This window comes from Microbacterium sp. NPDC057658 (genome assembly GCF_042799975.1).
GTDB lineage: Bacteria > Actinomycetota > Actinomycetes > Actinomycetales > Microbacteriaceae > Microbacterium.
In genome coordinates, this window is the sequence record NZ_JBHVHT010000001.1 from 120464 (window position 1) to 142275 (window position 21812).

A 21812-nucleotide genomic window follows, 5' to 3' on the forward strand; every position below is an offset into this window, starting at 1 on the left:
CCCATCCCATGCGCACCCAGACCGTCGAAGCCGACATCATCGTCGTCGGCGGCGGCCTCGCCGGAGTGAGCGCCGCCGTCGCGGCCGCCCGCCTCGGCCGACGTACCGTGCTGATCAACAACCGGCCGGTGCTCGGCGGCAACTCCTCCTCGGAGGTGAGGGTCTGGGTGTGCGGAGCGACCGCCCACGGCAACCAGCGGTGGGCGCGGGAGACCGGGATCATCGGCGAGATGTACCGGGAGAACCAGTTCCGCAACCCCGAGGGCAACCCCGTGTACTGGGACGACGTGGTGCTCGACATCGTGCGCCGCGAGCCCAACCTCACGCTGTTCCTCAACACGGAGGTGCTCGAGGCCGAGGCCACCGGACCCGACGACGCCCGTCGGGTCCGGTCGGTCACCGGCTGGACGATGGGCTCGGAGATCCGCACCGTCTTCCGCGGGCCGCTCTTCCTCGACTGCACCGGAGACGGCCTGGTCGGACGGCTCGTCGGCGCCCGCCACCGACTGGGCAAGGAGAGCCGCAGCGAGTTCGGCGAGGACTGGGCGCCCGAGCAGCCCGTGCGCGAGTTCCTCGGCTCGACGCTCCTCTTCTACACGAAGGATCTCGGGCACCCGGTGAAGTACGTCGCGCCGGAGAGCGCGAAGGACATCTCGACCACCCCGATCCCCTCGTCGCGCATCATCCGCAGCGGCGACAGCGGCGCGCACTACTGGTGGATCGAGTGGGGCGGCACGCTCGACATCGTCGACGACAACGAGGCGATCCGCGACGAGCTGCGGTCGGTGATCCTCGGCATCTGGGACCACATCAAGAACTCCGGCGAGTTCGACGCCGACAACCTGACCCTGGAGTGGATCGGCAACATCCCCGGCAAGCGCGAGTACCGCCGCTTCATCGGCGACTACACGCTGCGCCAGCAGGACATCCTGGAGCAGACGTCGTTCGACGACGGCGTCGCGTTCGGCGGCTGGTCCATCGACCTCCATCCCGCCGAGGGGATGTACGCGACGGGGGCGGGCGCGGTGCAGCGCTTCTCGGACGGCGTCTTCGAGATCCCGTTCCGCTCGCTCTACTCCGTCAACGTCGACAACCTGCTCATGGCGGGCCGCGACATCTCGGCCACGCACATCGCCTTCGGTGCCGCCAGAGTGATGGCCACGTGCGCGGCGATGGGCGAGGCCGCGGGCACCGCCGCCGCCCTCTGCTACGCGCACGACGCCACGCCCCGCGAACTGTACGAGCACCATCGTGCGGAGCTCCGGCAGACGCTGCTCCGCGCCGACGCCTCCCTCATCGGAGTCGCGAACGAGGATCCCTCCGACCTCGCCCGCACCGCCACCGTCACCGCGTCCAGCACCCTGCGCACGATCGGCACCCCGGAGACCGCCGTGGCCGCGGCGACCCCGCACATCCTGACGGACGACCTCGGCATCGTCGTCCCCGTGCACCCGCGCCTCGACACGACCGAGCTGCTTCTCGGCGCCGAGGCCGACACGCAGGTCACGGTGGAGGTCTGGTCCACGGGCCGCCCGCAGAACATCGTGCCCGCGGTTCTCGAGCACCGCACTGTGATCGACGTCCCCGCCGGTGGTCCGACCTGGGTGCGGGCGGACACGCCTTTCGCCCCGGAGGACCCGCAGAACGCGATCATCGTGCTCCGCGCGAACCCGCAGGTGCAGGTGCACCTCGCCGACGAGCTCCCGCCCGGGGTGCTCACCCTCGTGCACCGGGTCGACAACGACGACCGGAACGTGCAGGTCGACCGCGACGGTCTCCTCGTGCAGTGGCCGACCAAGCCGCTGCGCGGGCGGGTGCCCGCGTTCCGCACGAGCCCGGACTCCGAGGCCACCGCGCCGCAGCGCGCCGTCTCCGGGTACAACCGCCCGTTCGGCGGACCGCACCTGTGGGCGTCCGCCCCGGAGGCCGAAGGCCCGCAGTGGCTGCGCCTGGACTGGGAGCTGCCCGTCACGGCCTCCGAGATCCGCCTCGTGTTCGACGACGACGTGGACCTCGAGCTCAACACCCTGCACCACCACCGCAGCCCCGACGAGGTGCTGCCCCAGCTCGTGCGCGACTACCGGGTCGAGGTGCAGCAGGCGGGTTCCGAGGAGTGGCGCACCGTGGCGGAGGAGCGCGACAACCGCCATCGTCTGCGGGTACATCCCCTGCCGGACGACCTCGGCGCCCTCACGGCCGCCCGCCTCGTGGTGGAGCGGACGAACGGCGTCGCGGAGGCACGCGTGATCGCGTTCCGAGTGCAATCGTGACGGAGAGCGCTAACGTGAAGGGCATCCGTCGTCCCGGCGGAGACCGTCGTCCCTCCAGGAGGCCGCAGGTGACCACCTCGCCCGGCGGCCGCGTGCTCCCTGTCGCGCGGGCCACCCGCACGGGACTCATCGCGCTCGCGGTGCCGCATCTGGAGGAGCCGTACTTCGCGGAGCTCGGCTCGCGCATCGTCCGCGGCGCCGACGACCGAGGGCTGGCCGTGCTCATCGTGCAGACCGAGGGGGATCACGGCCGCGAGATCGACGTCGCCAACGGCGTCGGCCTGCCGCCCATCGACGGGCTCATCCACATCCCGCGCTCGCTCACGGTCGCCGACCTCACGCGCCGCACCTCCCCCGGGCCGCTCGTGCTGCTGGGCGAGCACATCCAGGTGAGCCCGTTCACGCACGTCACGATCGACAACCGCGCCGCCGCCTACACCGCCACCGAGCACCTGCTCGCGGTCGGCTGCCGCCGCATCGGCTTCGTCGGACGCCGCGACGCCCGCCCCTCGGACGCCGCCGACCGTCGGCACGCCGGGTACCTGGAGGCCCTGGCGGCCGCCGGGATCCCCGCCGACCCCGCCCTCACCGCGCAGGTCGACGCGTTCACGGCCGAGGAGGGCGAGCGCGTGGCGGGCGCCATGGCCGCCGCGATCCCCGATCTCGACGGCATCGTCTGCTCGAACGACTCGGTCGCCCTCGGTGCGCTGGCCACTCTCCAGGCCCAGGGGCGGAGCGTGCCGGGAGACGTCGCCGTCGTCGGCATCGACGACATCCGGGCCGCACGCTTCGCCGTGCCCGCCCTCAGCACCATCGCCCCCGACCACGCCCGCCTCGTGGACGCGGCGTTCACGGAGCTCGAACGGCAGATCGCCGCGCCGCCGGGAGCCGATCTCCCCGTGCGGCACGTGACGGTCGGCGCCCGGCTGATCCCGCGGGCGAGCACGGCCCGATGACGGCGGCGGACTCAGTCCGCGAGGGCCGTCGCGAGCGCACGCTCGTCGCCGCCGTCGCGCGGCGCGACGTGCAGGGTGCCGACGTGAGCCGTGAGCAGCTCCCGTGCGCCGTCGTCGAGGCCGTCGTCGGTGACGAGGCGGTCGATGTCGCTGAGGTCGGCGACGGTCGTGAGTCCGACCACGCCCCAGCGGGTGTGCTCGGCGAGGACGACGACCTCCCGCCCCGCAGCCATGAGCGCCCGGTTGGTCTCGGCCTCCAGCAGGTTCATGGTCGTGATGCCGGCCTGCTCGTCGAGGCCGTGGGCGTCGAGGAACACGAGATCGCAGTGCAGGTGCTCCAGGGCGCGGACCGCGACCGGCCCGACGAGGGCCTGCGAGGGCGTGCGCACGCCCCCGGTGAGCACGACCGTCTGCGTGTACGGAGCATCGGCGCGATCCGGTGGCGAGAACAGGTCGGAGACCGGCAGGGCGTTCGTGACGATCGTGAGCTCGGGGACGCGCACGAGCTCCCGCGCGAGCGCCAGGGCCGTGGGTCCGCCGGAGATGCCGACCGCCATTCCGGGCTCCACGAGATCCGCGGCCGCCGCGACGATCGCGCGCCGTTCGGCCGAGGCTGCCGGAGCCGGAACCAGACGTTGGAGGCCCCGAGCCCGCACGCCGCCACGGATGCGCTCGACCGCGCCCTCCTCGGCCAGCTGATCGATGTCGCGCCGCACGGTCATCTCGCTCACCTGCAGCGTGGCCGCGAGCTCGCCGATGGACGCGGTACCGCGATCGCGGGTCAGGGCGAGGATGCGCTCGCGTCGTTCCGTGACCAGCACGCGGTCTCCTTCCGATGGAGCCTCCAGTCTGCCACGCACCCCCGCCCGCCCCACTCCCGGAACAGGATCCCTCAGCCCGCATGACCTTCCCCGAGCCCTACGCCACCTGGTTCCCCGATGCCGCGTTCGACGGCAGCTACGGCCGCACCGAAGCCGACCTCCGCGCGGTCCGCCCCGTGCCCGCGCCGCCCGGGTTCGCCGACCGCTGGCGACGCTGGCGGCGGGAGGCCGCCGCGGTGGACGCCGCCCCCGTGGTCCTCTCCACCTCCGAGGAGCAGGGCCGTCGGGTGTCCGTCGTCGAGCATGCCGGCGTCGACGGCGTGCGGCTGCGGGCCTGGGTGGTTGAGCCCCTCGACGGCCCTCCCCGCGCGGGCGTCGTGCACGGCCACGGCTACGGGGGTCGAGACGCGGTCGATCTCGCCCGGGTGCCGGACGACGTCGCGGCGATCTATCCCGTGGCCCGCGGGCTCGGCGTGCTGAACGCGAGGATCGGAGCGCCCGAGCCCACCCCCGAGCACGTGCTCGCGGGCATCGACGATCCGGAGCGCTACGTGCTCGGCCTCTGCGCCCGTGACCTGTGGCTGGCGGCCGACGTCCTCGTCTCGGTCGTCGGCGCGCTTCCTCTCTACTACGTCGGGGAGAGCTTCGGCGGCGGCATCGGCGCGCTCGCCCTGCCGTGGGACGACCGGTTCGTGGGGGCCACCCTCATCGTGCCGAGCTTCGGCCAGTACGACGAGCGGCTGGCGGTTCCATGCCTGGGGAGCGGGGAGACCGTGCGTCAGCACGTCCTGCGGCACCCCGAGGCCCGCGAGGTGTTGCGCTGGTTCGACTCCTCCACCGCGATCGGGTTCTCCGCGGTGCCGGTCCGGGTGGAGGCGGCCCTGTGGGACCAGTACGTGCCGCCGCAAGGGCAGTTCGCGGTCGCCGCCGGGGCCCGCGACCTCGACCTGGCCGCGCTTCCCGCCGGTCACGCCGAGTATCCGGGATCTGCGGACGTGACGGAGGCTGCCATCCGCGGCGGGCGCGAGCACCTGGAACGGGTGCTCGCCGGCTGACGACCGTCGCGCGCGCGTCCTCCTCCGCGCAGGAGAGCACTGGACGCAACCTGTCATAACAGGTACAGTGAGCTTGTCATTACAGGTTGCGCGACGACGCAGCACCCGTTTCGAGGAGCATGGATGCCCGAGTACCAGACCCCGCCGATCTCCCCGATGGCGATCGCCTTCGACGCCGAGAAACTCACCCTCTCCCCCGAAGGCCCCACCCTGACCCGGCGGATGTCCGACCTCGAGGGCCTGTTCCGCGACCACGACGCCTGGGCGGCCGCCGCCGCGGGCGAGGATCCGATCGTCTACACGGTCGTCAGCTCGCCGGTCCCCGAGATCGAGCGGGAGCTGCCGCAGTCGATCACCACGATCATGCCCGGCGACACGGGCGGCGAGCTCTGGATGACCAAGGGTCACCAGCACCCCGACCACCAGGGCGAGATCTACCTCGCACTGCACGGCCGCGGCGGACTGCTCATGTTCGACGGCGAGCGCACCGAGTGGCTCGACATGCTCCCCGGCACCATCGGCTACATCCCGCCGGGCTGGGCGCACCGCTCCGTGAACACCGGGGACGAGCCCTACTCCTTCCTCGCCGTGTACCCGGGAGGCGCCGGCCACGACTACGGCTGGGTGCTGGAGCACGGCATGGGCTCGCGGGCGTTCCGCGCGGAGTCCGGCGTCGACCTGCGCCCCTACGCGGAATAGGCTCCGGCCATGATCATCGCCCACGACCTCGGCACCACCGGGAACAAGGCGTCCCTGCACCACGACGACGGTCGTCTGATCGCCGCGGTCACCGTGCCGTACTCGGCCCACTTCGCGGCCGGCGGCGTCGCTGAGCAGGACCCGGCCGACTGGTGGCACGCGGTCGTCACGGCGACCCGCGACCTCCTCTCGCGCACCGGCACCGCCGCCGCCGAGGTCGCGGGCCTCGTGGTCAGCGGACAGATGATGGGCGCCGTGCTGCTCGACGCCGATGGCGAGCCCGCACGAGCCGCGATCATCTGGGCCGACACCCGCGCCGGCGCCCAGCAGCGCGAGCTCGAGGCGGCGGTCGGTGCCGAGCGCGCCTACGGGATCCTCGGCCACCGCCTGAACCCCACCTACTCCCTCGAGAAGATCATGTGGGTGCGCGACAACGAGCCCGAGGTGTGGCAGCGCGTGCGCCGGGTGTGCGTCGCCAAGGACTTCATCGTGCTGCGGCTGACCGGGCGGCTCGCCACGGACCGGTCGGACGCCTCGGGCACCAATGCGTACGACCAGGTCGCGGGCACGTGGTCGCCGGAGATCCTCGCGGCCGCGCGGCTCGACCCCGCCCTGTTCCCCGAGATCCTGGAGTCGACGCAGATCGCGGGCCCGCTCACGCCCGCCGCGGCCGAGGCGCTCGGGCTGCACATCGGCGTCCAGGTCGTGATGGGCGGGGGCGACGGACCGCTCGCCGCGGTCGGCTCCGGCGTCGTGGCCCCGGAGGACGGCGCCTACGTGTGCCTCGGCACCTCCTCGTGGATCTCCTTCGCGGCCGACGCCCCGCTGCACGACCCCGCGATGCGCACCTTCACGTTCGACAACGTCGTGCCCGCGTCGTTCGTGCCGACCGCGACCATGCAGGCCGGCGGCGCCTCGGTGCAGTGGATCGCCGAAGCCCTCTCCGTCGACCCCGCACACCCCGAGACGGGGCGCCTCGTCGCCGAAGCCGCGAGTGACATCGACACCGACGACCTCTACTTCCTCCCGTACCTGCTCGGCGAGCGCTCCCCGCTGTGGGACCCGGATGCGCGCGGGGCCTTCGTCGGTCTCGCCCGCCACCACGGGCGCGCCCACCTCGTGCGCGCGGTCCTCGAGGGGACGGCGTTCAACCTCCTCACCTGCATCCAGGCGTTCCGCGAGGCCGGCGCGACGATCGACCGCATCGACGCCGTCGGCGGCGGGGCGCAGAGCGACGTCTACCTCGCCGTCCTCGCCGACGTGTGGGGCGTGCCGGTGCGGCGCCGCACGATCGTGGAGGAGGCGAACAGCCTCGGTGCCGCGGTCACGGGAGCCGTCGGCCTCGGCCTCACCGACTTCTCCGCCGCCCGGGCGCTCAGCGAGGTCACCGCCGAGTTCACGCCCGACCCGTCCCGGCATGCGGTCTACGCCGAGCGCCACGCCCGCTTCACCGACGCGTACACGGCCCTCGCACCGTGGTTCGCGGGAAGGCCGCGCTGATGGGCGTCATCCTCGTCACGAGCCGCTCCTTCTCGGACGGCGACCTCGACCTGGTCGGGCGCGCCGCGCAGGCCGGACACCGCATCCTCCGCGGGCCGGCCCATCACGACCTCGACGAGCTGCGCGTGCTGCTGCACGGTGCCGACGCCTGGATCGCCGGCACCGGACCGGTCACCGACGCGCACCTCGCTGCCGGCCCGAAGCTCAAGGTCGTGGCGCGCTACGGGGTCGGCACCGAGGCGGTGGACCTCGCGGCGGCGCGCGACCGCGGCATCCCGGTCACGAACACCCCCGGCGCGAACGCGGATGCGGTCGCCGACCACGCGGTCGGCCTCATGCTCGCCGCCCTGCGCACCATCCCGGACGGCGACCGCCGCGTGCGGACCGGCGACTGGAGCGTGCGCCGCGGACGGGAGCTCGGCGCCGCGACCGTCGGCATCGTCGGCTTCGGGCGGATCGGCCAAGGGGTCGCGCGGCGACTGAGCGGGTTCGGCCCGCGGCTGCTCGCCTCCGACCCGTTCCTCCCCGCCGACCTCGTGCGGGACCACGGCGCCGACCCCCTCGGCCTCGATGACCTGTTCCGCACCGCCGACGTGATCACCCTGCACGCCCCCGGCGGTCAGCGCCTCGTCGACGCCGAGCGCCTCGCCGTGATGCGACCCGGCACCGTACTCGTCAACACGGCCCGCGGCGACCTCGTGGACGAGCAGGCCGTGGCGGACGCGCTGCGTGACGGCACCCTCGCCGGGTACGCCGCCGACACTCTCGACGGCGACACCGCCGCGCACGACAGTCCCCTGCTCGACCCGGCTCTCGCCGACCGCGTCATCGTCACCCCGCACCTCGGTGCCCAGACCACCCAGGCCGTCGACAACATGGGAGAGCTGTCGCTCGCGGATGTGCTCGCCGTCCTCCGCGGCGCCGACCCCGCCCACCCCGTGCCCCTGCCCGCGTCCGCTCCCGAGGAGAACCGATGACCACCGCCGCGACGTCCGCCGCACCGTCAGCCCCCGCCACCGCCGACTACATGGGCTTCGTCGGCGTCACCACCGCCTCGTCGTCGATCATGAAGGTGTTCCCGCTGTGGGCCGACATCCTCGGCCTCCCCACCCGGACCCTCGTCGGCCACGACCTGCCGATGGATGCCGACCCCGCGCAGTACCGCGCCATGGTCGAGCAGATCCGCGACGACCCGCACCACCGCGGCGCGCTGGTCACCACGCACAAGATGAACGTGTACGCGGCGGCGTCCGACCTGTTCGACGAGCTCGATCCGTTCGCCGTGTCCTGCGCCGAGATCTCCAGCATCGCCAAGCGCGGGTCCACGCTGTCCGGCCGCGCGAAGGACCCGATCACGGTCGACCTGGCGCTGCGCGACTTCCTCCCCGCCGACCACTTCGCGCGCACCGGGGCCGAGGTCGTCATCCTGGGTGCGGGCGGATCGGGCACCGCGCTGAGCTGGGCCCTCGCCGAGCGGGAGGATGCCCCGGCCCTCATCACCGTCACCGCGCGCACGCAGGACAAGCTCGACCACCTCCGCGAGGTGCACCGCCAGCACGGCACCCCCGAGGGACTGCTCCGCTACGTCGTCACCGAGACGCCGGAGGAGGCTGATGCCCTGGTCGCCGCCGCGCCCGCGGGATCGGTCATCGCGAACGCCACCGGGCTCGGCAAGGACCGCCCGGGCTCCCCGCTGACCGACGCCGTCGTGTTCCCCGAGGGCGCGTACGCGTGGGAGTTCAACTACCGTGGCTCCCTGGAGTTCCTGCACCAGGCCGAGGCACAGGAGGACGACCGCGGCCTGCACGTGGTCGACGGCTGGCGGTACTTCATCCACGGCTGGTCGCAGGTCGTGGCGGACGTGTTCGACCTCGACCTCACGCCGGAGACCGTCGAGCGCCTCGCGGAGGCCGCGGAGTCGGTGCGCTGATGCCCGCCGTGCGGACCGTCCTCGGCGACCTCGACCCGTCGCGGCTCGGGCGCGTGGACTACCACGAGCACCTCTTCCAGGTGTCGCCGCTGCTGGTCGGGGACGAGCTCGACGACGAGGCCGCGTCCGGCGAGGAGGCCGGTCTGCTGCGGGCGAGCGGCTTCGAGGCCATGGTCGACGCCACCCCGTTCGGCCTCGGTCGCGACCCGGCCGCCGTCGCCCGCATCAGCGCCGCGACCGGACTGCACGTGGTCGCCACGACGGGCCGGCACCGTGAGGCCCACTACGGCCCCGACCACCCGATGCAGGTGTGGGGCGCGGACCGCCTCGCCGCCCTGTTCGTGTCCGACCTCACGCGGGGGATGCCGGCGGACGACACCGCGGTGTTCGAGACGCCCGACGTGCCTCTCGCCGCGGGTCCCGACGGGCAGCCCGTCCGCGCCGGCATGCTCAAGGGCGGGGCCGACTACTGGCGCCTCAGTCCGTTCGAGCGCACGACCCTCGTCGCCGTGGCTCAGGCGCACCGCGAGACCGGAGCCCCCGTCATGGTGCATCTGGAGTTCGGCACCGCGGCCCACGAGGCCCTCGACCTGCTGGCGGCCGAGGGGGTGCCGGCGGATCGCGTCGTGCTGGCCCACGCCGACCGCGACCCCGATCCCGGTCTGCACGTCGCGTTGGCCGAGCGCGGCGCCCACCTCGGGTACGACGGCTTCGCCCGCCCGCGCACCCGCTCCGACGCCGAGCTGCTGGCCCTCACGGTCGCCGTGGTGGAGCGGGGTGCCGGTGACCGGATCCTGCTCGGGGGCGACGTCGCCCGGCGCACCCGGTACATCGCCTACGGCGGCATGCCGGGTCTCGCCTACCTCGGCGACCGTTACCTTCCCCGGCTCCGCGAGGCCGTGGGTGACGACGCCGTGCACCGGATGCTCGTGACCACGCCGGCGCGCTTCCTGGCCCTCCACTCCTGACCACCCGAACCCGAGGAGTCGTCATGCCCGAACCCACCGTCCTCCACGCCGTCTTCACCGTGCAGCCCGGAGCCGCCGACCGGGTCGCCGCGCTGCTGCGGGACTTCGCCGAGGTCGTCCGCGCCGAGGAGGGCAACATCGTCTTCGAGGCCCACCGCCTCGTCGACGACCCGGACCGCTTCTTCGTCTACGAGGTCTACCGCGACGAGGACGCCTTCCAGGCCCACCTCCACGCACCCGCCGGCGTCCCCTTCAACGCCGCCCTGCAGGAGCTCATCGTCGAGCCCACTTCGATCCTCACGTTCCTCCGCCCCCTCTGACCCCACCCTCCCTCCGTCTCCCCCTCCCCGTTTCACCTGCACGACCTCGCGACGCCCGCACGCCCGTTCCGGCCTCCCCGTCGTGCCCTCGTCCCCCCCCCGTCGTGCATCCGTCCCTCGTCGTGCCTCGTCCCCCGGGGACGGTCCCCTCGGGCTGACCCCCCCGGCCCGAACGACTCCACTCGGCCCTCCGGTTTCACCTGCACACCCCTACCACGACTGCACGACCGATCCGCCCCTCCGGCCACACATCGGTCCCCGCGTCGTGCATCCGTCTCACAGTCGTGGATCCGTCCCTCGGGCTGACCGTCCCCCGTGCCGAACGACTCCACTCGGCCATCCGGTTTCACCTGCACGCCCCTGTCACGACTGCACGACCGAACTACCCATCCGGCCACGCATCGGTCCCCACGTCGTGCATCCGTCCCATCCACGGCCCAGCCCCAGACCCTCCCCGGACCTAGACCCCAGACCCACCCGGCTCCGGACCCGGTTCGTCTGCACGACCCCGATACGGGTGCACGAGGAAACCGGGGATCCGGTCGTGCAGTCGCCCCGGGATCGTGCAGCCGGACCACGGACCCACGGACCACGGACCCACGGACCACGGACCGGAACCGAAGTTCCCCGGACACGACGAAGCCCCCCGCCCGAAGGCGAGGGGCTCCGTCGTGCGGGTCACTCGTAGAGGACCGCGGCGATCTTGTCGTCCTCGATGTTGTTCTTGTCGTACCAGTAGGAACCGGTGTCGTAGAACTCCTCGACGTCGTCGCCGTTGGCCGCGTCGTAGGCCGCCTGCACGACCTGGGCGCCGATGCCGATCGGGTCCTGCGTGATGGCGCCGGCCATGGTGCCGTCCTTGATGGCATTGATCTGGGCCGCACCGGAGTCGAAGCCGACGATGGTGATCTTGCCCTTCTCGAGGCCGAGCTCGTTCACGGCGTTCACGACGCCGATGGCCGAGCCCTCGTTAGTCCCGTAGATGCCCTTGAGGTCGGGGTGGGCCGCGATGAGCGTCTTGGCGATGTCGGCCGACTTCAGGTGGTCGCCGTCACCGTACTGGATGTCGACGATCTCGATGTCGGGGTAGTCCGCCTCGATCTTCTCGACGAAGCCGTCGCGACGCTCGACACCGGTCGAGTTGATCTGCGAGTGGCCGACGATGGCGACCTCGCCCTCGCCGCCGATCAGCTCGGCCATGTGCTCGGCCGCCAGCGCGCCGGCGACCTTGCTGTCCGTCGCGGAGAGGCTGAGTCCGACGTCGCCGTTGCACGGGGCGTCGAAGTAGACGACGGGGATGTCCTTCGACTTCGCCTGCTCGAGCGGGGCGACGCACGCCTCGGGGTCGAGGGCGGCGTAGGCGATGGCGTCCGGGTTCTTGTCGATCGCAGCGGTCAGCATCTCGAGCTGCTGCGCGATCTCCGTCTCGGCGGCCGGGCCCTCGAAGGTGATCTTGACGCCCAGCTCCTGGGCCTTCTCCTCCGCGCCCTTCTTGACGGCCTGCCAGAACTGGTGCTGGAAGCCCTTCGAGACCATGGCGATGTACATCTCGCCGTCGCCGCTGCCGGTGTCGCCGCCCGAGCCCTCTTCGATCACGTCGCCGCCGCCGGCACAGCCGGCGAACACGAGCGCGGATGCGGCCACGAGTGCCGCGAATGCGGTCTTCTTGCCGAATTTCATGGAAACTCCGTTGTTCTGTGTGGGTGCCGGCCAGGACCGGCGGGTGGACATTCGTGGTGCCTGTGCGGAGGGTTCCGCGGGGTCCGGCCGGAGCCGGGGACGGCGGCGGGCACGGGTTTCGCCGCCGCCGTGTCTCAGGTCCGCTGGCGGTTGCGCAGCGAGTCGAGGAAGACGGCCAGCAGGACGACGACGCCGACGACGATGTTCTGCCACTCGGGCTGGATCGACATGATCCGGAGGCCGTTGACGAGGACGCTCATGATGAGCGCACCGATCACGGTGCCGAGGATCGAGCCGCGGCCGCCGAGCAGCGAGGTGCCGCCGATGATCACGGCCGCGATGGCCTGCAGCTCGTAGCCGGTGCCGATCTGCGGCTGGGCCGAGTCGAGGCGGGCGGCGATCACGATGCCCGCGATGCCGGTGAAGGCGCCGGCGAACATGTAGATGAGGATCGTCCAGCGGCGGGTGTTGACGCCGGAGAGGCGCGTGGCCTCCTCGTTCGATCCGATCGCGAAGGTGTACCGGCCGAGCAGCGTCTTCGACAGCACGAGCCAGGCGACGATCGCGAGGGCCGCGGTGATGAGCACCGCGTTCGGGATGCCGGGGATGAGCACGCCGAGCGCGATCTTCTTGAAGTCGGGAGCCGAGGTCGAGAAGTAGATCGGCGCGACGTTCGAGATCACGAGGGCGAGGCCGCCCGCGATCATCATCATGGCCAGGGTCGCGATGAACGGAGGCAGTCGCAGGAACGTGATGTTGACGCCGTTCACCAGCCCCATGAGCACACCGGTCGCGATGCCGCCGAGCACGCCCACCCACACCGGCAGGCCGAGGTTGGTGATGAGGACACCCGTCATCACCGCGCAGAGCGCCATGCCGGTGCCGATCGACAGGTCGATGCCGCCCGTGATGATGACGAACGTCGTGCCGAGGGCGAGGATGCCGATGACCGCGGTCGACAGCAGCACCGTGGCGATGTTGCTGAAGGTGAAGAAGTTCGGGCTGGCGATCGAGAAGAAGATGACCAGGACGATCAGGGTGCCGAACGCGAGCGACTGCTGGAACTGCCGCTTGAGGAACCCGGCGACGTCGCGCTTGTCGGTGTCCTCGTTGACGGCCGTCTGGATGATCGTCGTCGTCGACGATCCGGACTGCTGTGGGGTGCTCATCAGTCTTCCTCCCCGTGGGCTGCGAGTTGCATGATCTTCTCCTGGCTGGCTTCCTCGTTGCGGAGCGTCCCGGTGATGCGACCGTTCGCGAACACGGCGATGCGGTTCGCGACCCGGAGGATCTCGGGGAGCTCCGACGAGATGACGATGATGGACTTGCCCGCGTCGGCGAGCTGCTGCATGAGGCGGTAGATCTCCTCCTTCGCGCCGACGTCGATGCCTCGCGTCGGCTCGTCGAAGATGAGGATGTCGCAGTCGCGCATCAGCCACCGGGCGATGACGACCTTCTGCTGGTTCCCTCCGGAGAGGAGCTTGACGACCTGGTTGACCGAGGGGGTCTTCACCCGCAGCTGCTGGACGTACTCCTTGGTGCGGTTCTTGGCCTTGCTGTCGCCCATCCACCCGATGCCGTTGGCGTAGGAGCCGAGCGACGCGAGCACGGTGTTGAAGGTGACGTCCTGCTCCAGCATGAGGCCGAGCAGCTTGCGGTCCTCGGAGAGGTAGCCGACGCCGTGCTTGACCGCGTCCGCGGGCTGCGCGATGCGGACGGTGCGCCCGCCGATCGTGATCGTGCCGCCGTCGCGGTGGTCCGCGCCGATGACGGCACGGGCGGTCTCGGTGCGGCCGGCGCCCATGAGGCCGGCGAATCCGAGGATCTCGCCCTTGTGCAGCTGGAACGACACGTCCTTGAGGAGCTTCCGCGTGGAGAGCCCCTGCACGTCGAGCACGATCGGGTCGTTGAGGTGCTCCCGCGCCTGCGGGCGGGTGCCCTCGTCGATCACGCGGCCGACCATCATCTCGATGATCGTCGGAATCGTGATCTCGGACTTGTCGAGTGATCCGATGTATGTGCCGTCGCGGAGCACGGTCACCCGGTCCGCCAGGCGGCGCAGCTCGTCCATGCGGTGCGAGATGTACACGATGCCGGTACCGCGGGCCTTGAGCTGCTCGATGAGGACGAAGAGGGTCTCGACCTCGCTGTCGGTGAGGGCCGACGTCGGCTCGTCCATGATGAGGACCTTGGCGTTGAAGGACAGCGCCTTGGCGATCTCGACCATCTGCTGCTCGGCCACCGTCAGCTCGCCCACGCGCTGGCGGGGGTCGAGGTGGATGTCGAGGCGCTGCAGCAGCTCGGCCGTCTGCCGGTTGAGCTTCCGCTCCGACAGGAACGGACCCGTCGTGGGTTCGCGGCCGACGTAGATGTTCTGCGCGACCGTGAGGTCGGGCATCAGGTTGAGCTCCTGGTGGATGATCGTGATCCCCAGCTCCTGCGCCTGCAGCGGGCTGGTGAGCTCGACCTCCTGCCCCTCGAACGTGATCGTGCCCTCGTCCTTGGTGTAGATCCCGGAGAGGATCTTCATCAGGGTGGACTTGCCGGCACCGTTCTCACCCACGAGCACGAGCACCTCGCCGGCGCGCACCTCGAGATGCACGTCCTTCAGCGCCTGGACACCGGGGAATCCCTTGCTGATCCCCTCGACCCTCAGGATGGGTCCACTCATGCGCTCACCTGCTTCCTTGAAGGTTCTGTCGCGATTGCGGCGGACCGTTCCGCCGTAAACATCGGATCAATTCTGCGACCTGCACCCGGGTCAGTGCAAGTTGTATCTAAATGTATCTAACGATCGGCGGCGAGGGAAGACCTGTAATAACATCTTGATCTCGAACCGCCGCCCGGAGGTCAGTGGAGGCGGATCGAGTCCACCGCGACGAGCTTGTCGCGGATGTAGGCGTTCGCGTGCGCACCCAGCTCGTGGTTGTCGGTCCAGAGGTTGCGCCAGATGCCGAGCATGCGGCTGAGGTCGGGCGCCACCACCGCCGAGGAGAACGACTCAAACACGATGGGGCCGTCGTAGCCGATGCGCCCGAGCGCCTTGAAGAACGTGTCGAAGTCGACCGTCCCGGTGCCGAGATAGCCGCGGTGGCTCTCGCCGATGTGCACGTACCGCAGGGCGGGAGCCGCATCGAGCACCGGCGCGAACATATCCGACTCCTCGATGTTCATGTGGTACGTGTCCAGGTGGATCCCGAGGTTCGGGCGGTCGACCTCGCCGAGGTACGCCAGCGCCTGCCGTGCGGTGTTCAGCACGTTGGTCTCGTAGCGGTTGACGACCTCGAGCGAGACCGAGACCCCCCGCTCGGCGGCATGGTCGGCCACCCGGGCGATCGTGCGACGGCTCGATGCGAGACCCTCGGGCGTGACCGGATCCATGTACTTCTTCATCGCGCTGTAGATCACCCCGCAGAAGTGCGTACCGCCGAGCTCGGCGAGCACGTCGATCGCGCGGAGCAGGAGCGCCTCGCCCGCGGCGACCACGACAGGGTCACTGCTCGTGATGTCGGTCTCGTTGGAGAGCCCGAGCGAGGCGCTGACCGCGAGTCCGTGCTCCGCGAGGGCGGCCCGGGCGGCGGCGACGTCGAACGAGAACGGGTCCATCAGCGGGAACTCGATGAGGTCGAAGCCCGCCTGCTTAGTCTTCTCGACCGCGAGCCGGATGCCGTCCGCGTCGAAGGTCCCCGTCCAGACGAGTCCGTGGCAGCCGATGTTCATGAGCGCTCCTCCGGCGGGTGTCCGGCACCGTCGCCGCGCGGACTTGGCACGTTACAAGCCCCGTGTGCGAGTCACGCTACGTCGCCATCCGTCGGGGTGTCAAGAACTTTCTTGGCACGTTACAACTGGTCCGCTAGCCTGGGCCTCATCCGGCCGCGCCTGCGGTCCATCGCCGAAGGAGGCCCATGTCCGCGAGCGTGAAGGATGTCGCGGCTCTCGCGGGGGTCTCGGCATCGACCGTGTCGAACTACCTCAACCACCCGCACGTCCTCGGGGCCGCCAGCCGGGAGCGGGTGCGGGCGGCGATCGCCGAGCTCGGCTTCGTGCCGAACGAGTCGGCCCGCCAACTCCGCGCAGGATCGAGCAAGGCCCTCGCCCTCATCCTCCTCGACGCCTGGCTGCCCTACTTCAACGACCTGTCCCGCGGCGTCGACGACGTGGCCCGTGAGGGCGGCTGGTCGCTCTTCTTCAGCGACAGCGCCCGCGATGCCGCTCGCGAAGAGCAGAACATCGACATGTTCGAGGCCCACCGGGTGCAGGGCATCGTGATCTACCCACGCGGCGATGTCGTGCCACGGCTGGAACAGCTCGCTACCCGCGGGATCCGCTCGGTGGTCGTCGGCCCCATCCGGGATTCGCCTTCCGTCGCCGCGGTCACCTTCGACGACCGCGGCGGCGGACGCCTGGCCGGGGAGCACCTGCTCTCCCTCGGCCGTCGCCGCATCCTGTTCCTCGGAGCCCCGACGGTGAGCCAGTCGAACGATCGTCTCGCCGGGCTGCGCGACGCGGTGGCGGGGACCGACGCCCGCGTCTCCGTCCTCGACGTCGAGCATCTCACGACCGAAGACGGCCTCCGGGCCGGGGCGCACCTGGCGGAGCTTCCCGCGGAGGAGCGCCCGGACGCGGTCTTCGCCGCGAACGACGGGGTGGCCCTCGGTGTGCTGACGCAGTTGCTCCGCCACGGCATCCGGGTGCCGGAGGAGATCGCCCTCGTCGGGTTCGACGACGTGGCCGCCGCACACCAGGGCGTGGTGCCGCTGACGAGCGTCCGGCAGCCCGGCTACGAGATCGGTCGCGCCGCCGGGGCCGCGCTGCTGCAGCTCCTCGCCGATCCGACCGCCGCGCCTCCGGCGCCCACGCCGTTCCCCGCCGAGCTCATCGTGCGGGAGTCGACCGTCGGGCGCTGAACCCCGGGTCAGGCCGAGGGGTGGCCGACCACGCCCTTTCGGAGGAGCGCGTTGCCGTACTTCCGCGTCTCTCCCGTGCGCACCGTCAGATACGCCTCCTTCGCCACCTCGTAGTACGCGAAGCGCTCGACGAAGCGCGTGGTGTCGAGTTCCGTGCCGGCGGCGGCCATGAGTTCGCGCTGCACGTCCAGCACCTCGCCGTCGGCAGAGGTCATCAGATCGATGCCCGGCGCGTCGTCGAGCGGCAGCACGCTGCGGATGGCCGCGACGACCTCGGGCGTGGTGGTGCCGGGAAGATCGACCACGCGCGCCCCGAGACCCCAGGCCGGGAAGTGCGCGTCGGCGACGACCACGGCGTCAGAGTGCCCCATCCGGTCGAGATGCAGCAGCAGCTCCCCGGTCAGCAGCGGGTGGATTCCTTCGAGCACGGCGGCTCCTCTCGGTGGATGGAGGTCAGGAGGCGGGGATCAGGCCCTCGGCCGCGAGGTTCTCCCACAGGGCCGACGGGATCTCCCGGGCAGCGTACTCCGCGTTCTGCCGGAGCTGCGCCGGGCGACTGCCGCCGACCACCACGGAGCGCACCACGTCGGACTGGAGCGGGAACCGGATCGCCGCGGCCGGCAGGGGCACGTCGTGATCGGCGCACACCGCAGCGATGCGCACGAGGCGGTCCCACAGCTCGTCGGGGAGCTGTCCGTACTCGTACCGGCCGTCCCTCCGCGGCTCGTTCGCCGCGAGGAGTCCGGAGTTGAACACGGACGCCGCGACGATCCCCGTCCCGGTCTCGCGGCACGCGGGCAGCACGTCGACCGCGGCGGGCTGCTCCAGCAGCGTGTACCGACCGGCCACCATCACGAGGTCGAGGTCGGCGGAGCGCACGGATGCCGCGAGGGCGTCCGACACCATCGACCCGATGCCGATCGCGGTCACCTCGCCGTCCGCGCGCAGCTGCTCCAGGGCAGGAAGAGCCTCGGCGAGCGCGAGGTCGAGGTCGTGCCGCTCCGGGTCGTGCAGATAGAGAAGGTCGATGCGCTCGATGCCGAGCCGCTCGCGGGACTCGTCCAGGCTCGTCCGGATGCCGTCCGCCGAGAAATCCCACACGCGCTGGAGGTCGTCCGGCACGTGGAAGTCGTTCGCGGTGTCGAGGCCGCCGGCGTGGTCGGGGTTCGGGCGCAGCAGCCGGCCGACCTTGGTCGAGAGCACGTACTCGTCCCGCGGCTTGGTCTGCAGGAAGGCACCCAGACGACGCTCGGAGAGCCCGAGGCCGTAGTGCGGAGCGGTGTCGTAGAAGCGGATGCCGCTCTCCCACGCCGCGTCCAGCACCGCCCACGCGTCGTCGTCGGACAGCTCACGGAAGAGGTTGCCGACGTTCGCGGCACCGTAGCCGAGCGTCGGGACGGTCAGGCGGTCAGGCGTGGACATGCGCACCCGTCCAGGTGTACTCCGCGATGCTGTCGGCCTTCATCTCCATACCCGTGCCCGGTGCGGTGGGAGCCATGTAGGAACCGCCCTGGATGTCGGTCGGCACGACGAAGTGCTCGTGCAGGTGGTCGACGAACTCGATCAGGCGGCCCTCGCGGGTGCCGGAGACGGCGACGAAATCGAACATCGACAGGTGCTGCACGGCCTCGCACAGCCCGACGCCGCCGGCATGCGGGCACACCGGCACGTCAAACTTCGCCGCGAGCAGCAGGTTGGCGATGTTCTCGTTGACTCCCGCGACGCGGACGGCGTCGATCTGCATGACCGAGATCGCGTCGGCCTGCAGGAGCTGCTTGAAGATCATCCGGTTCTGCGCGTGCTCACCGGTGGCAACCCGGATGGGCGCGACGCCGCGGGCGATCTCGGCGTGGCCGAGGATGTCGTCGGGGCTCGTGGGCTCCTCGATCCAGGCGGGGTCGAACTCGGCGAGCGCGTTCACCCATTCGATCGCCTCGGACACCTCCCAGCGCTGGTTCGCGTCGATCGCGATGGGGAAGTCCGGGCCGCACACCTCGCGCGCCTTGCGGAAGCGGCGGATGTCGTCGTCGAGGTCGGCACCGACCTTGAGCTTGATCTGCGTGAAGCCGTCGGCCATGGCCTCGCGGGCGAGGCGCTCGAGCTTCTCGTCGGAGTAGCCGAGCCAGCCGGGGCTGGTCGTGTAGCCGGGGTAGCCGGTGGCGAGGAGCTGCTGCTCGCGCTCGGCCCGGCCGGGCTCCGCCGCGCGCAGGATCTCCAGCGCCTCCTCGCGGGTGAGGGCGTTGGTGAGGTAGCGGAAGTCGACGAGATCGACGAGCTCCTCCGGGGTCATCCGGGCGAGCAGCTGCCAGAGCGGCAGGCCCGCGCGCTTGGCCTTGATGTCCCACAGCGCGTTGACGACCGCGCCGATGGCCATGTGCATGACGCCCTTCTCCGGGCCCAGCCAGCGGAGCTGCGAGTCGCCGATGATCTCGCGGAACGTGCCGCCCATGTCGTCGAGCAGCGGCTCGATCTCACGCCCGACGAGGTGCCCGGCGAGCGCGTCGATGGCGGCGACCTGCACGTCGTTGCCGCGGCCGATCGTGAAGACGAAGGCGTGCCCCTCGATGCCGTCGCCGGCGTCCGTGCGGACGATGACGTACGCGGCGGAGTAGTCGGGGTCCGGGTTCATCGCGTCGGAGCCGTCCAGGCTCAGCGACGTGGGGAAGCGGATGTCGGTGGTGTCGAGGGCGACGATACGGCTCACGGGGTTCCTCTCCATGCGCGGGTCATTCTTCCGCGCGGATCTCTTGGAGTGTAAACATCCGATGTCTATACTGTCAACGAGACCGGCCGCTGAGCAGCGGCCTCCCGAACGATCAGGAGAATCATGAAGTTCGCGCGGCTCGGCACCCCGGGGGCGGAGATCCCCGTCCTCCTGGAGGGTGACCGCTACCTCGACCTCCGCCCGGTGACATCCGATGTCAACGGCGACTTCCTTGCGGGAGACTTCGTCGCCCGCGTCGCCGCCGCCCGCGACGCCGGGGAGCTCTCCGAGCTGCCGGACGCCGCGACGATGCGCATCGGCGCCCCGATCGCCCGCCCGAGCGCGGTGATCTGCATCGGGATGAACTACGCCGCCCACGCCGCGGAGTCGGGGTCGGAGCCGCCGACCATCCCCATCATCTTCCTCAAGACCCCCAACACCGTCGTCGGCCCGAACGACACCGTGACGATCCCGCGCGGGAGCGAGAAGACCGACTGGGAGGTCGAGCTCGGCATCGTCATCGGCACACGCACGGCCTACCTCGACTCCCCGGAGGAGTCGATGGCGCACGTCGCCGGCTTCGTCGCCGCGAACGACGTGTCGGAGCGCGACTTCCAGATGGCGGTCTCCGGCGGGCAGTGGTCGAAGGGCAAGATCGCCTTCGGCTTCAACCCCACAGGTCCGTGGCTGGTCACGCCGGACGAGGTCGACCACCAGGCGCTCGGCCTCCGCAGCTTCGTGAACGGCGAGCCGCGACAGGACTCGAACACGAGCGACATGATCTTCACGGTCGAGCAGATCGTGCACCACCTGTCGCAGTACGTGACGCTCGAGCCCGGTGATCTGATCCTCACCGGCACCCCGCAGGGCGTGGCCCTGTCCGGCAAGTACCCCTACCTGGCGGCGGGCGACGTGGTCGAGATCGAGATCGACGGCCTCGGCCGCCAGCGCCAGGACTTCATCGCATGGGAGGCAGAGAAGTGACCCTTCGACAGGCTCAGGGACCCGACGGCGGCACGGAAGGACTCGTGGCCATCGTCACCGGTGGCGCCTCCGGCATCGGCGCGGCGATCGCCGACCGTCTGCACGCGGACGGCGTCACCGTCGCGGTCCTCGACCGCGACACCACCCACGCCGACGAGCGCTTCGCCGCGTTCACCGCCGACGTCTCCGACCGCGCGAGCGTGGACGCCGCCGTCGCCGCCGTCGCCGAGCGCTTCGGCCGCATCGACATCGTCGTCAACAACGCCGGCATCGGCGCACAGGGCGACATCGCCGCGAACGACGACGACGAGTGGGCCCGCGTCCTCTCCATCAACGTCACCGGCATCGCACGGGTGACGTCGGCGGCACTGCCCTGGCTGCGGAAGTCCCCGGCCGCCGCGGTGTGCAACACGGCCTCGATCGCCTCGACCACCGGGCTCCCGCAGCGGGCCCTTTACTCCGCGTCGAAGGGCGCCGTGTCGGCTCTGACCCGCGCGATGGCCGCCGACCACCTGCGCGAGGGCATCCGCGTCAATGCGGTCAACCCCGGCACGGCGGACACGCCCTGGGTCGGACGACTGCTCGACTCCGCGGCCGACCCCGCCGCCGAGCGGGCCGCGTTGGAGGCACGACAGCCCCACGGACGCCTGGTGAGCCCCGACGAGGTCGCCGCCGCGGTGGCCTACCTCGTGAGTCCCGCCGCGGGCTCCACCACGGGCACCTTCATCGAGGTCGACGGGGGGATGGCGCAGCTCCGCCTCCGCCCCGAGTGACCCGATCTCCCCGACGGCCCGGTGTCACCCCGCGAGACCCCGGGCCGTCCCCGTCCCGTCCCGCCGTTCCGCCCCCAGCCGGGATCAATTCCGCTCCCCCATCCCGTCCCGCACGCCCCTTTCTCATCCCGCACGCCGCCTCGCCGCGCCGGCGGGATCAGAATCGCTCCTGAAGCCCGCCCCGCACGCCCCGAGGCGCTCTGGAGGGACGACCGTGAGCGGCACGGCACCCATCCGGCCGGGAT

At 71.2% G+C, this 21812-nt stretch carries 20 protein-coding genes; 12 read left to right on the forward strand and 8 right to left on the reverse strand.

All coding sequences use genetic code 11. From position 1 onward, the window contains the following. Positions 1-8 precede the first annotated feature (8 nt). Together ACFU8V_RS00545 and ACFU8V_RS00550 are read left to right on the forward strand one after the other, a co-directional pair. The gene (locus ACFU8V_RS00545) at positions 9-2270 is read left to right on the forward strand and encodes an FAD-dependent oxidoreductase (RefSeq protein WP_303709805.1); all 2262 of its coding nucleotides are present in this window, start codon (positions 9-11) and stop codon (positions 2268-2270) included. Between the two features lie 68 nt (positions 2271-2338). Next, the gene (locus ACFU8V_RS00550; protein ID WP_378868182.1) at positions 2339-3226 is read left to right on the forward strand and encodes a LacI family DNA-binding transcriptional regulator; all 888 of its coding nucleotides are present in this window, start codon (positions 2339-2341) and stop codon (positions 3224-3226) included. Between the two features lie 11 nt (positions 3227-3237). Here the strand turns inward: ACFU8V_RS00550 and ACFU8V_RS00555 are convergent, their stop codons facing one another. Next, the gene (locus ACFU8V_RS00555) at positions 3238-4047 is read right to left on the reverse strand and encodes a DeoR/GlpR family DNA-binding transcription regulator (protein ID WP_303709803.1); all 810 of its coding nucleotides are present in this window, start codon (positions 4045-4047) and stop codon (positions 3238-3240) included. Positions 4048-4127: 80 nt separating this feature from the next. Here ACFU8V_RS00555 and ACFU8V_RS00560 point away from each other — a divergent pair, with 80 nt between their 5' ends. From ACFU8V_RS00560 to ACFU8V_RS00590, 7 genes are all read left to right on the forward strand, one after another. Continuing rightward, the gene (locus ACFU8V_RS00560; RefSeq protein ID WP_303709801.1) at positions 4128-5102 is read left to right on the forward strand and encodes an acetylxylan esterase; all 975 of its coding nucleotides are present in this window, start codon (positions 4128-4130) and stop codon (positions 5100-5102) included. A 123-nt stretch (positions 5103-5225) separates the two neighbouring features. Then, positions 5226-5801, forward strand: a complete 576-nt coding sequence (locus ACFU8V_RS00565) for a glucose-6-phosphate isomerase family protein (protein ID WP_025105385.1) — start codon at positions 5226-5228, stop codon at positions 5799-5801. A 9-nt stretch (positions 5802-5810) separates the two neighbouring features. Continuing rightward, a complete protein-coding gene (xylB, locus tag ACFU8V_RS00570) occupies positions 5811-7301 on the forward strand; it encodes a xylulokinase (protein WP_303709799.1) in 1491 nt (496 codons plus the stop codon). Continuing rightward, a complete protein-coding gene (locus ACFU8V_RS00575; protein WP_029990020.1) occupies positions 7277-8278 on the forward strand; it encodes a phosphoglycerate dehydrogenase in 1002 nt (333 codons plus the stop codon). The genes xylB and ACFU8V_RS00575 overlap by 25 nt, the downstream gene beginning before the upstream one ends. After that, positions 8275-9231, forward strand: coding sequence for a shikimate dehydrogenase (locus ACFU8V_RS00580; RefSeq protein WP_025105382.1), 957 nt, complete (start codon positions 8275-8277; stop codon positions 9229-9231). Before ACFU8V_RS00575 ends, ACFU8V_RS00580 begins: the two co-directional genes overlap by 4 nt. Next, positions 9231-10199 (forward strand): phosphotriesterase, encoded by a 969-nt coding sequence (locus ACFU8V_RS00585; protein ID WP_303709798.1) that lies wholly within the window; start codon positions 9231-9233, stop codon positions 10197-10199. Before ACFU8V_RS00580 ends, ACFU8V_RS00585 begins: the two co-directional genes overlap by 1 nt. Before the next feature lie 23 nt (positions 10200-10222). Further along, a complete protein-coding gene (locus ACFU8V_RS00590; RefSeq protein ID WP_378868190.1) occupies positions 10223-10519 on the forward strand; it encodes a putative quinol monooxygenase in 297 nt (98 codons plus the stop codon). A gap of 678 nt (positions 10520-11197) precedes the next feature. Here ACFU8V_RS00590 and ACFU8V_RS00595 read toward each other — a convergent pair. The 4 genes from ACFU8V_RS00595 to ACFU8V_RS00610 all read right to left on the reverse strand — a co-directional run bounded on the left by ACFU8V_RS00595 (position 11198) and on the right by ACFU8V_RS00610 (position 15919). Then, positions 11198-12199, reverse strand: coding sequence for an ABC transporter substrate-binding protein (locus ACFU8V_RS00595; RefSeq protein ID WP_025105379.1), 1002 nt, complete (start codon positions 12197-12199; stop codon positions 11198-11200). Between the two features lie 134 nt (positions 12200-12333). Then, entirely contained in the window at positions 12334-13368 is a 1035-nt protein-coding gene (locus ACFU8V_RS00600; RefSeq protein ID WP_025105378.1) for an ABC transporter permease, read from the reverse strand. Further along, the gene (locus ACFU8V_RS00605) at positions 13368-14870 is read right to left on the reverse strand and encodes a sugar ABC transporter ATP-binding protein (RefSeq protein ID WP_025105377.1); all 1503 of its coding nucleotides are present in this window, start codon (positions 14868-14870) and stop codon (positions 13368-13370) included. The genes ACFU8V_RS00600 and ACFU8V_RS00605 overlap by 1 nt, the downstream gene beginning before the upstream one ends. A gap of 179 nt (positions 14871-15049) precedes the next feature. Next, positions 15050-15919: a sugar phosphate isomerase/epimerase gene (locus ACFU8V_RS00610; RefSeq protein WP_025105376.1), complete on the reverse strand. Its 870-nt coding sequence runs from the start codon at positions 15917-15919 to the stop codon at positions 15050-15052. 185 nt (positions 15920-16104) lie between these two features. Here ACFU8V_RS00610 and ACFU8V_RS00615 point away from each other — a divergent pair, with 185 nt between their 5' ends. After that, entirely contained in the window at positions 16105-17106 is a 1002-nt protein-coding gene (locus ACFU8V_RS00615; RefSeq protein ID WP_025105375.1) for a LacI family DNA-binding transcriptional regulator, read from the forward strand. A gap of 8 nt (positions 17107-17114) precedes the next feature. Here the strand turns inward: ACFU8V_RS00615 and ACFU8V_RS00620 are convergent, their stop codons facing one another. From ACFU8V_RS00620 to ACFU8V_RS00630, 3 genes are read right to left on the reverse strand one after another with little or no spacing between them, the layout of a single operon-like run. After that, complete coding sequence (locus ACFU8V_RS00620) at positions 17115-17534, reverse strand: RbsD/FucU family protein (RefSeq protein ID WP_303709872.1); 420 nt, start codon at positions 17532-17534, stop codon at positions 17115-17117. A 25-nt stretch (positions 17535-17559) separates the two neighbouring features. Next, a complete protein-coding gene (locus ACFU8V_RS00625; RefSeq protein WP_126894154.1) occupies positions 17560-18528 on the reverse strand; it encodes an aldo/keto reductase in 969 nt (322 codons plus the stop codon). Beyond that, positions 18515-19810, reverse strand: a complete 1296-nt coding sequence (locus tag ACFU8V_RS00630) for an L-fuconate dehydratase (RefSeq protein ID WP_303709873.1) — start codon at positions 19808-19810, stop codon at positions 18515-18517. The genes ACFU8V_RS00625 and ACFU8V_RS00630 overlap by 14 nt, the downstream gene beginning before the upstream one ends. Before the next feature lie 123 nt (positions 19811-19933). On the opposite strand from ACFU8V_RS00630, the gene ACFU8V_RS00635 reads away from it, so the two are divergent. Together ACFU8V_RS00635 and ACFU8V_RS00640 are read left to right on the forward strand one after the other, a co-directional pair. Beyond that, positions 19934-20794 carry a fumarylacetoacetate hydrolase family protein gene (locus ACFU8V_RS00635; protein WP_025105371.1) on the forward strand — a complete coding sequence of 287 codons (861 nt, stop codon included), beginning with the start codon at positions 19934-19936 and terminating at the stop codon, positions 20792-20794. Further along, the gene (locus ACFU8V_RS00640; RefSeq protein WP_085605538.1) at positions 20776-21567 is read left to right on the forward strand and encodes an SDR family NAD(P)-dependent oxidoreductase; all 792 of its coding nucleotides are present in this window, start codon (positions 20776-20778) and stop codon (positions 21565-21567) included. The genes ACFU8V_RS00635 and ACFU8V_RS00640 overlap by 19 nt, the downstream gene beginning before the upstream one ends. The last annotated feature ends 245 nt before the right edge of the window (positions 21568-21812 follow it).

Excerpts from the sequence above, each read along its gene's own strand:
- ACFU8V_RS00605 (WP_025105377.1), bottom strand. The coding sequence starts at position 14,870 with ATGAGTGGACCCATCCTGAGGGTCGAGGGGATCAGCAAGGGATTCCCC.
- ACFU8V_RS00560 (WP_303709801.1), top strand. The coding sequence starts at position 4,128 with ATGACCTTCCCCGAGCCCTACGCCACCTGGTTCCCCGATGCCGCGTTC.
- ACFU8V_RS00610 (WP_025105376.1), bottom strand. The coding sequence starts at position 15,919 with ATGAACATCGGCTGCCACGGACTCGTCTGGACGGGGACCTTCGACGCG.
- ACFU8V_RS00625 (WP_126894154.1), bottom strand. The coding sequence starts at position 18,528 with ATGTCCACGCCTGACCGCCTGACCGTCCCGACGCTCGGCTACGGTGCC.
- ACFU8V_RS00545 (WP_303709805.1), top strand. The coding sequence starts at position 9 with ATGCGCACCCAGACCGTCGAAGCCGACATCATCGTCGTCGGCGGCGGC.
- ACFU8V_RS00590 (WP_378868190.1), top strand. The coding sequence starts at position 10,223 with ATGCCCGAACCCACCGTCCTCCACGCCGTCTTCACCGTGCAGCCCGGA.
- ACFU8V_RS00565 (WP_025105385.1), top strand. The coding sequence starts at position 5,226 with ATGCCCGAGTACCAGACCCCGCCGATCTCCCCGATGGCGATCGCCTTC.
- ACFU8V_RS00580 (WP_025105382.1), top strand. The coding sequence starts at position 8,275 with ATGACCACCGCCGCGACGTCCGCCGCACCGTCAGCCCCCGCCACCGCC.
- ACFU8V_RS00585 (WP_303709798.1), top strand. The coding sequence starts at position 9,231 with ATGCCCGCCGTGCGGACCGTCCTCGGCGACCTCGACCCGTCGCGGCTC.
- ACFU8V_RS00640 (WP_085605538.1), top strand. The coding sequence starts at position 20,776 with ATGGGAGGCAGAGAAGTGACCCTTCGACAGGCTCAGGGACCCGACGGC.
- xylB (WP_303709799.1), top strand. The coding sequence starts at position 5,811 with ATGATCATCGCCCACGACCTCGGCACCACCGGGAACAAGGCGTCCCTG.
- ACFU8V_RS00595 (WP_025105379.1), bottom strand. The coding sequence starts at position 12,199 with ATGAAATTCGGCAAGAAGACCGCATTCGCGGCACTCGTGGCCGCATCC.
- ACFU8V_RS00600 (WP_025105378.1), bottom strand. The coding sequence starts at position 13,368 with ATGAGCACCCCACAGCAGTCCGGATCGTCGACGACGACGATCATCCAG.
- ACFU8V_RS00635 (WP_025105371.1), top strand. The coding sequence starts at position 19,934 with ATGAAGTTCGCGCGGCTCGGCACCCCGGGGGCGGAGATCCCCGTCCTC.
- ACFU8V_RS00615 (WP_025105375.1), top strand. The coding sequence starts at position 16,105 with ATGTCCGCGAGCGTGAAGGATGTCGCGGCTCTCGCGGGGGTCTCGGCA.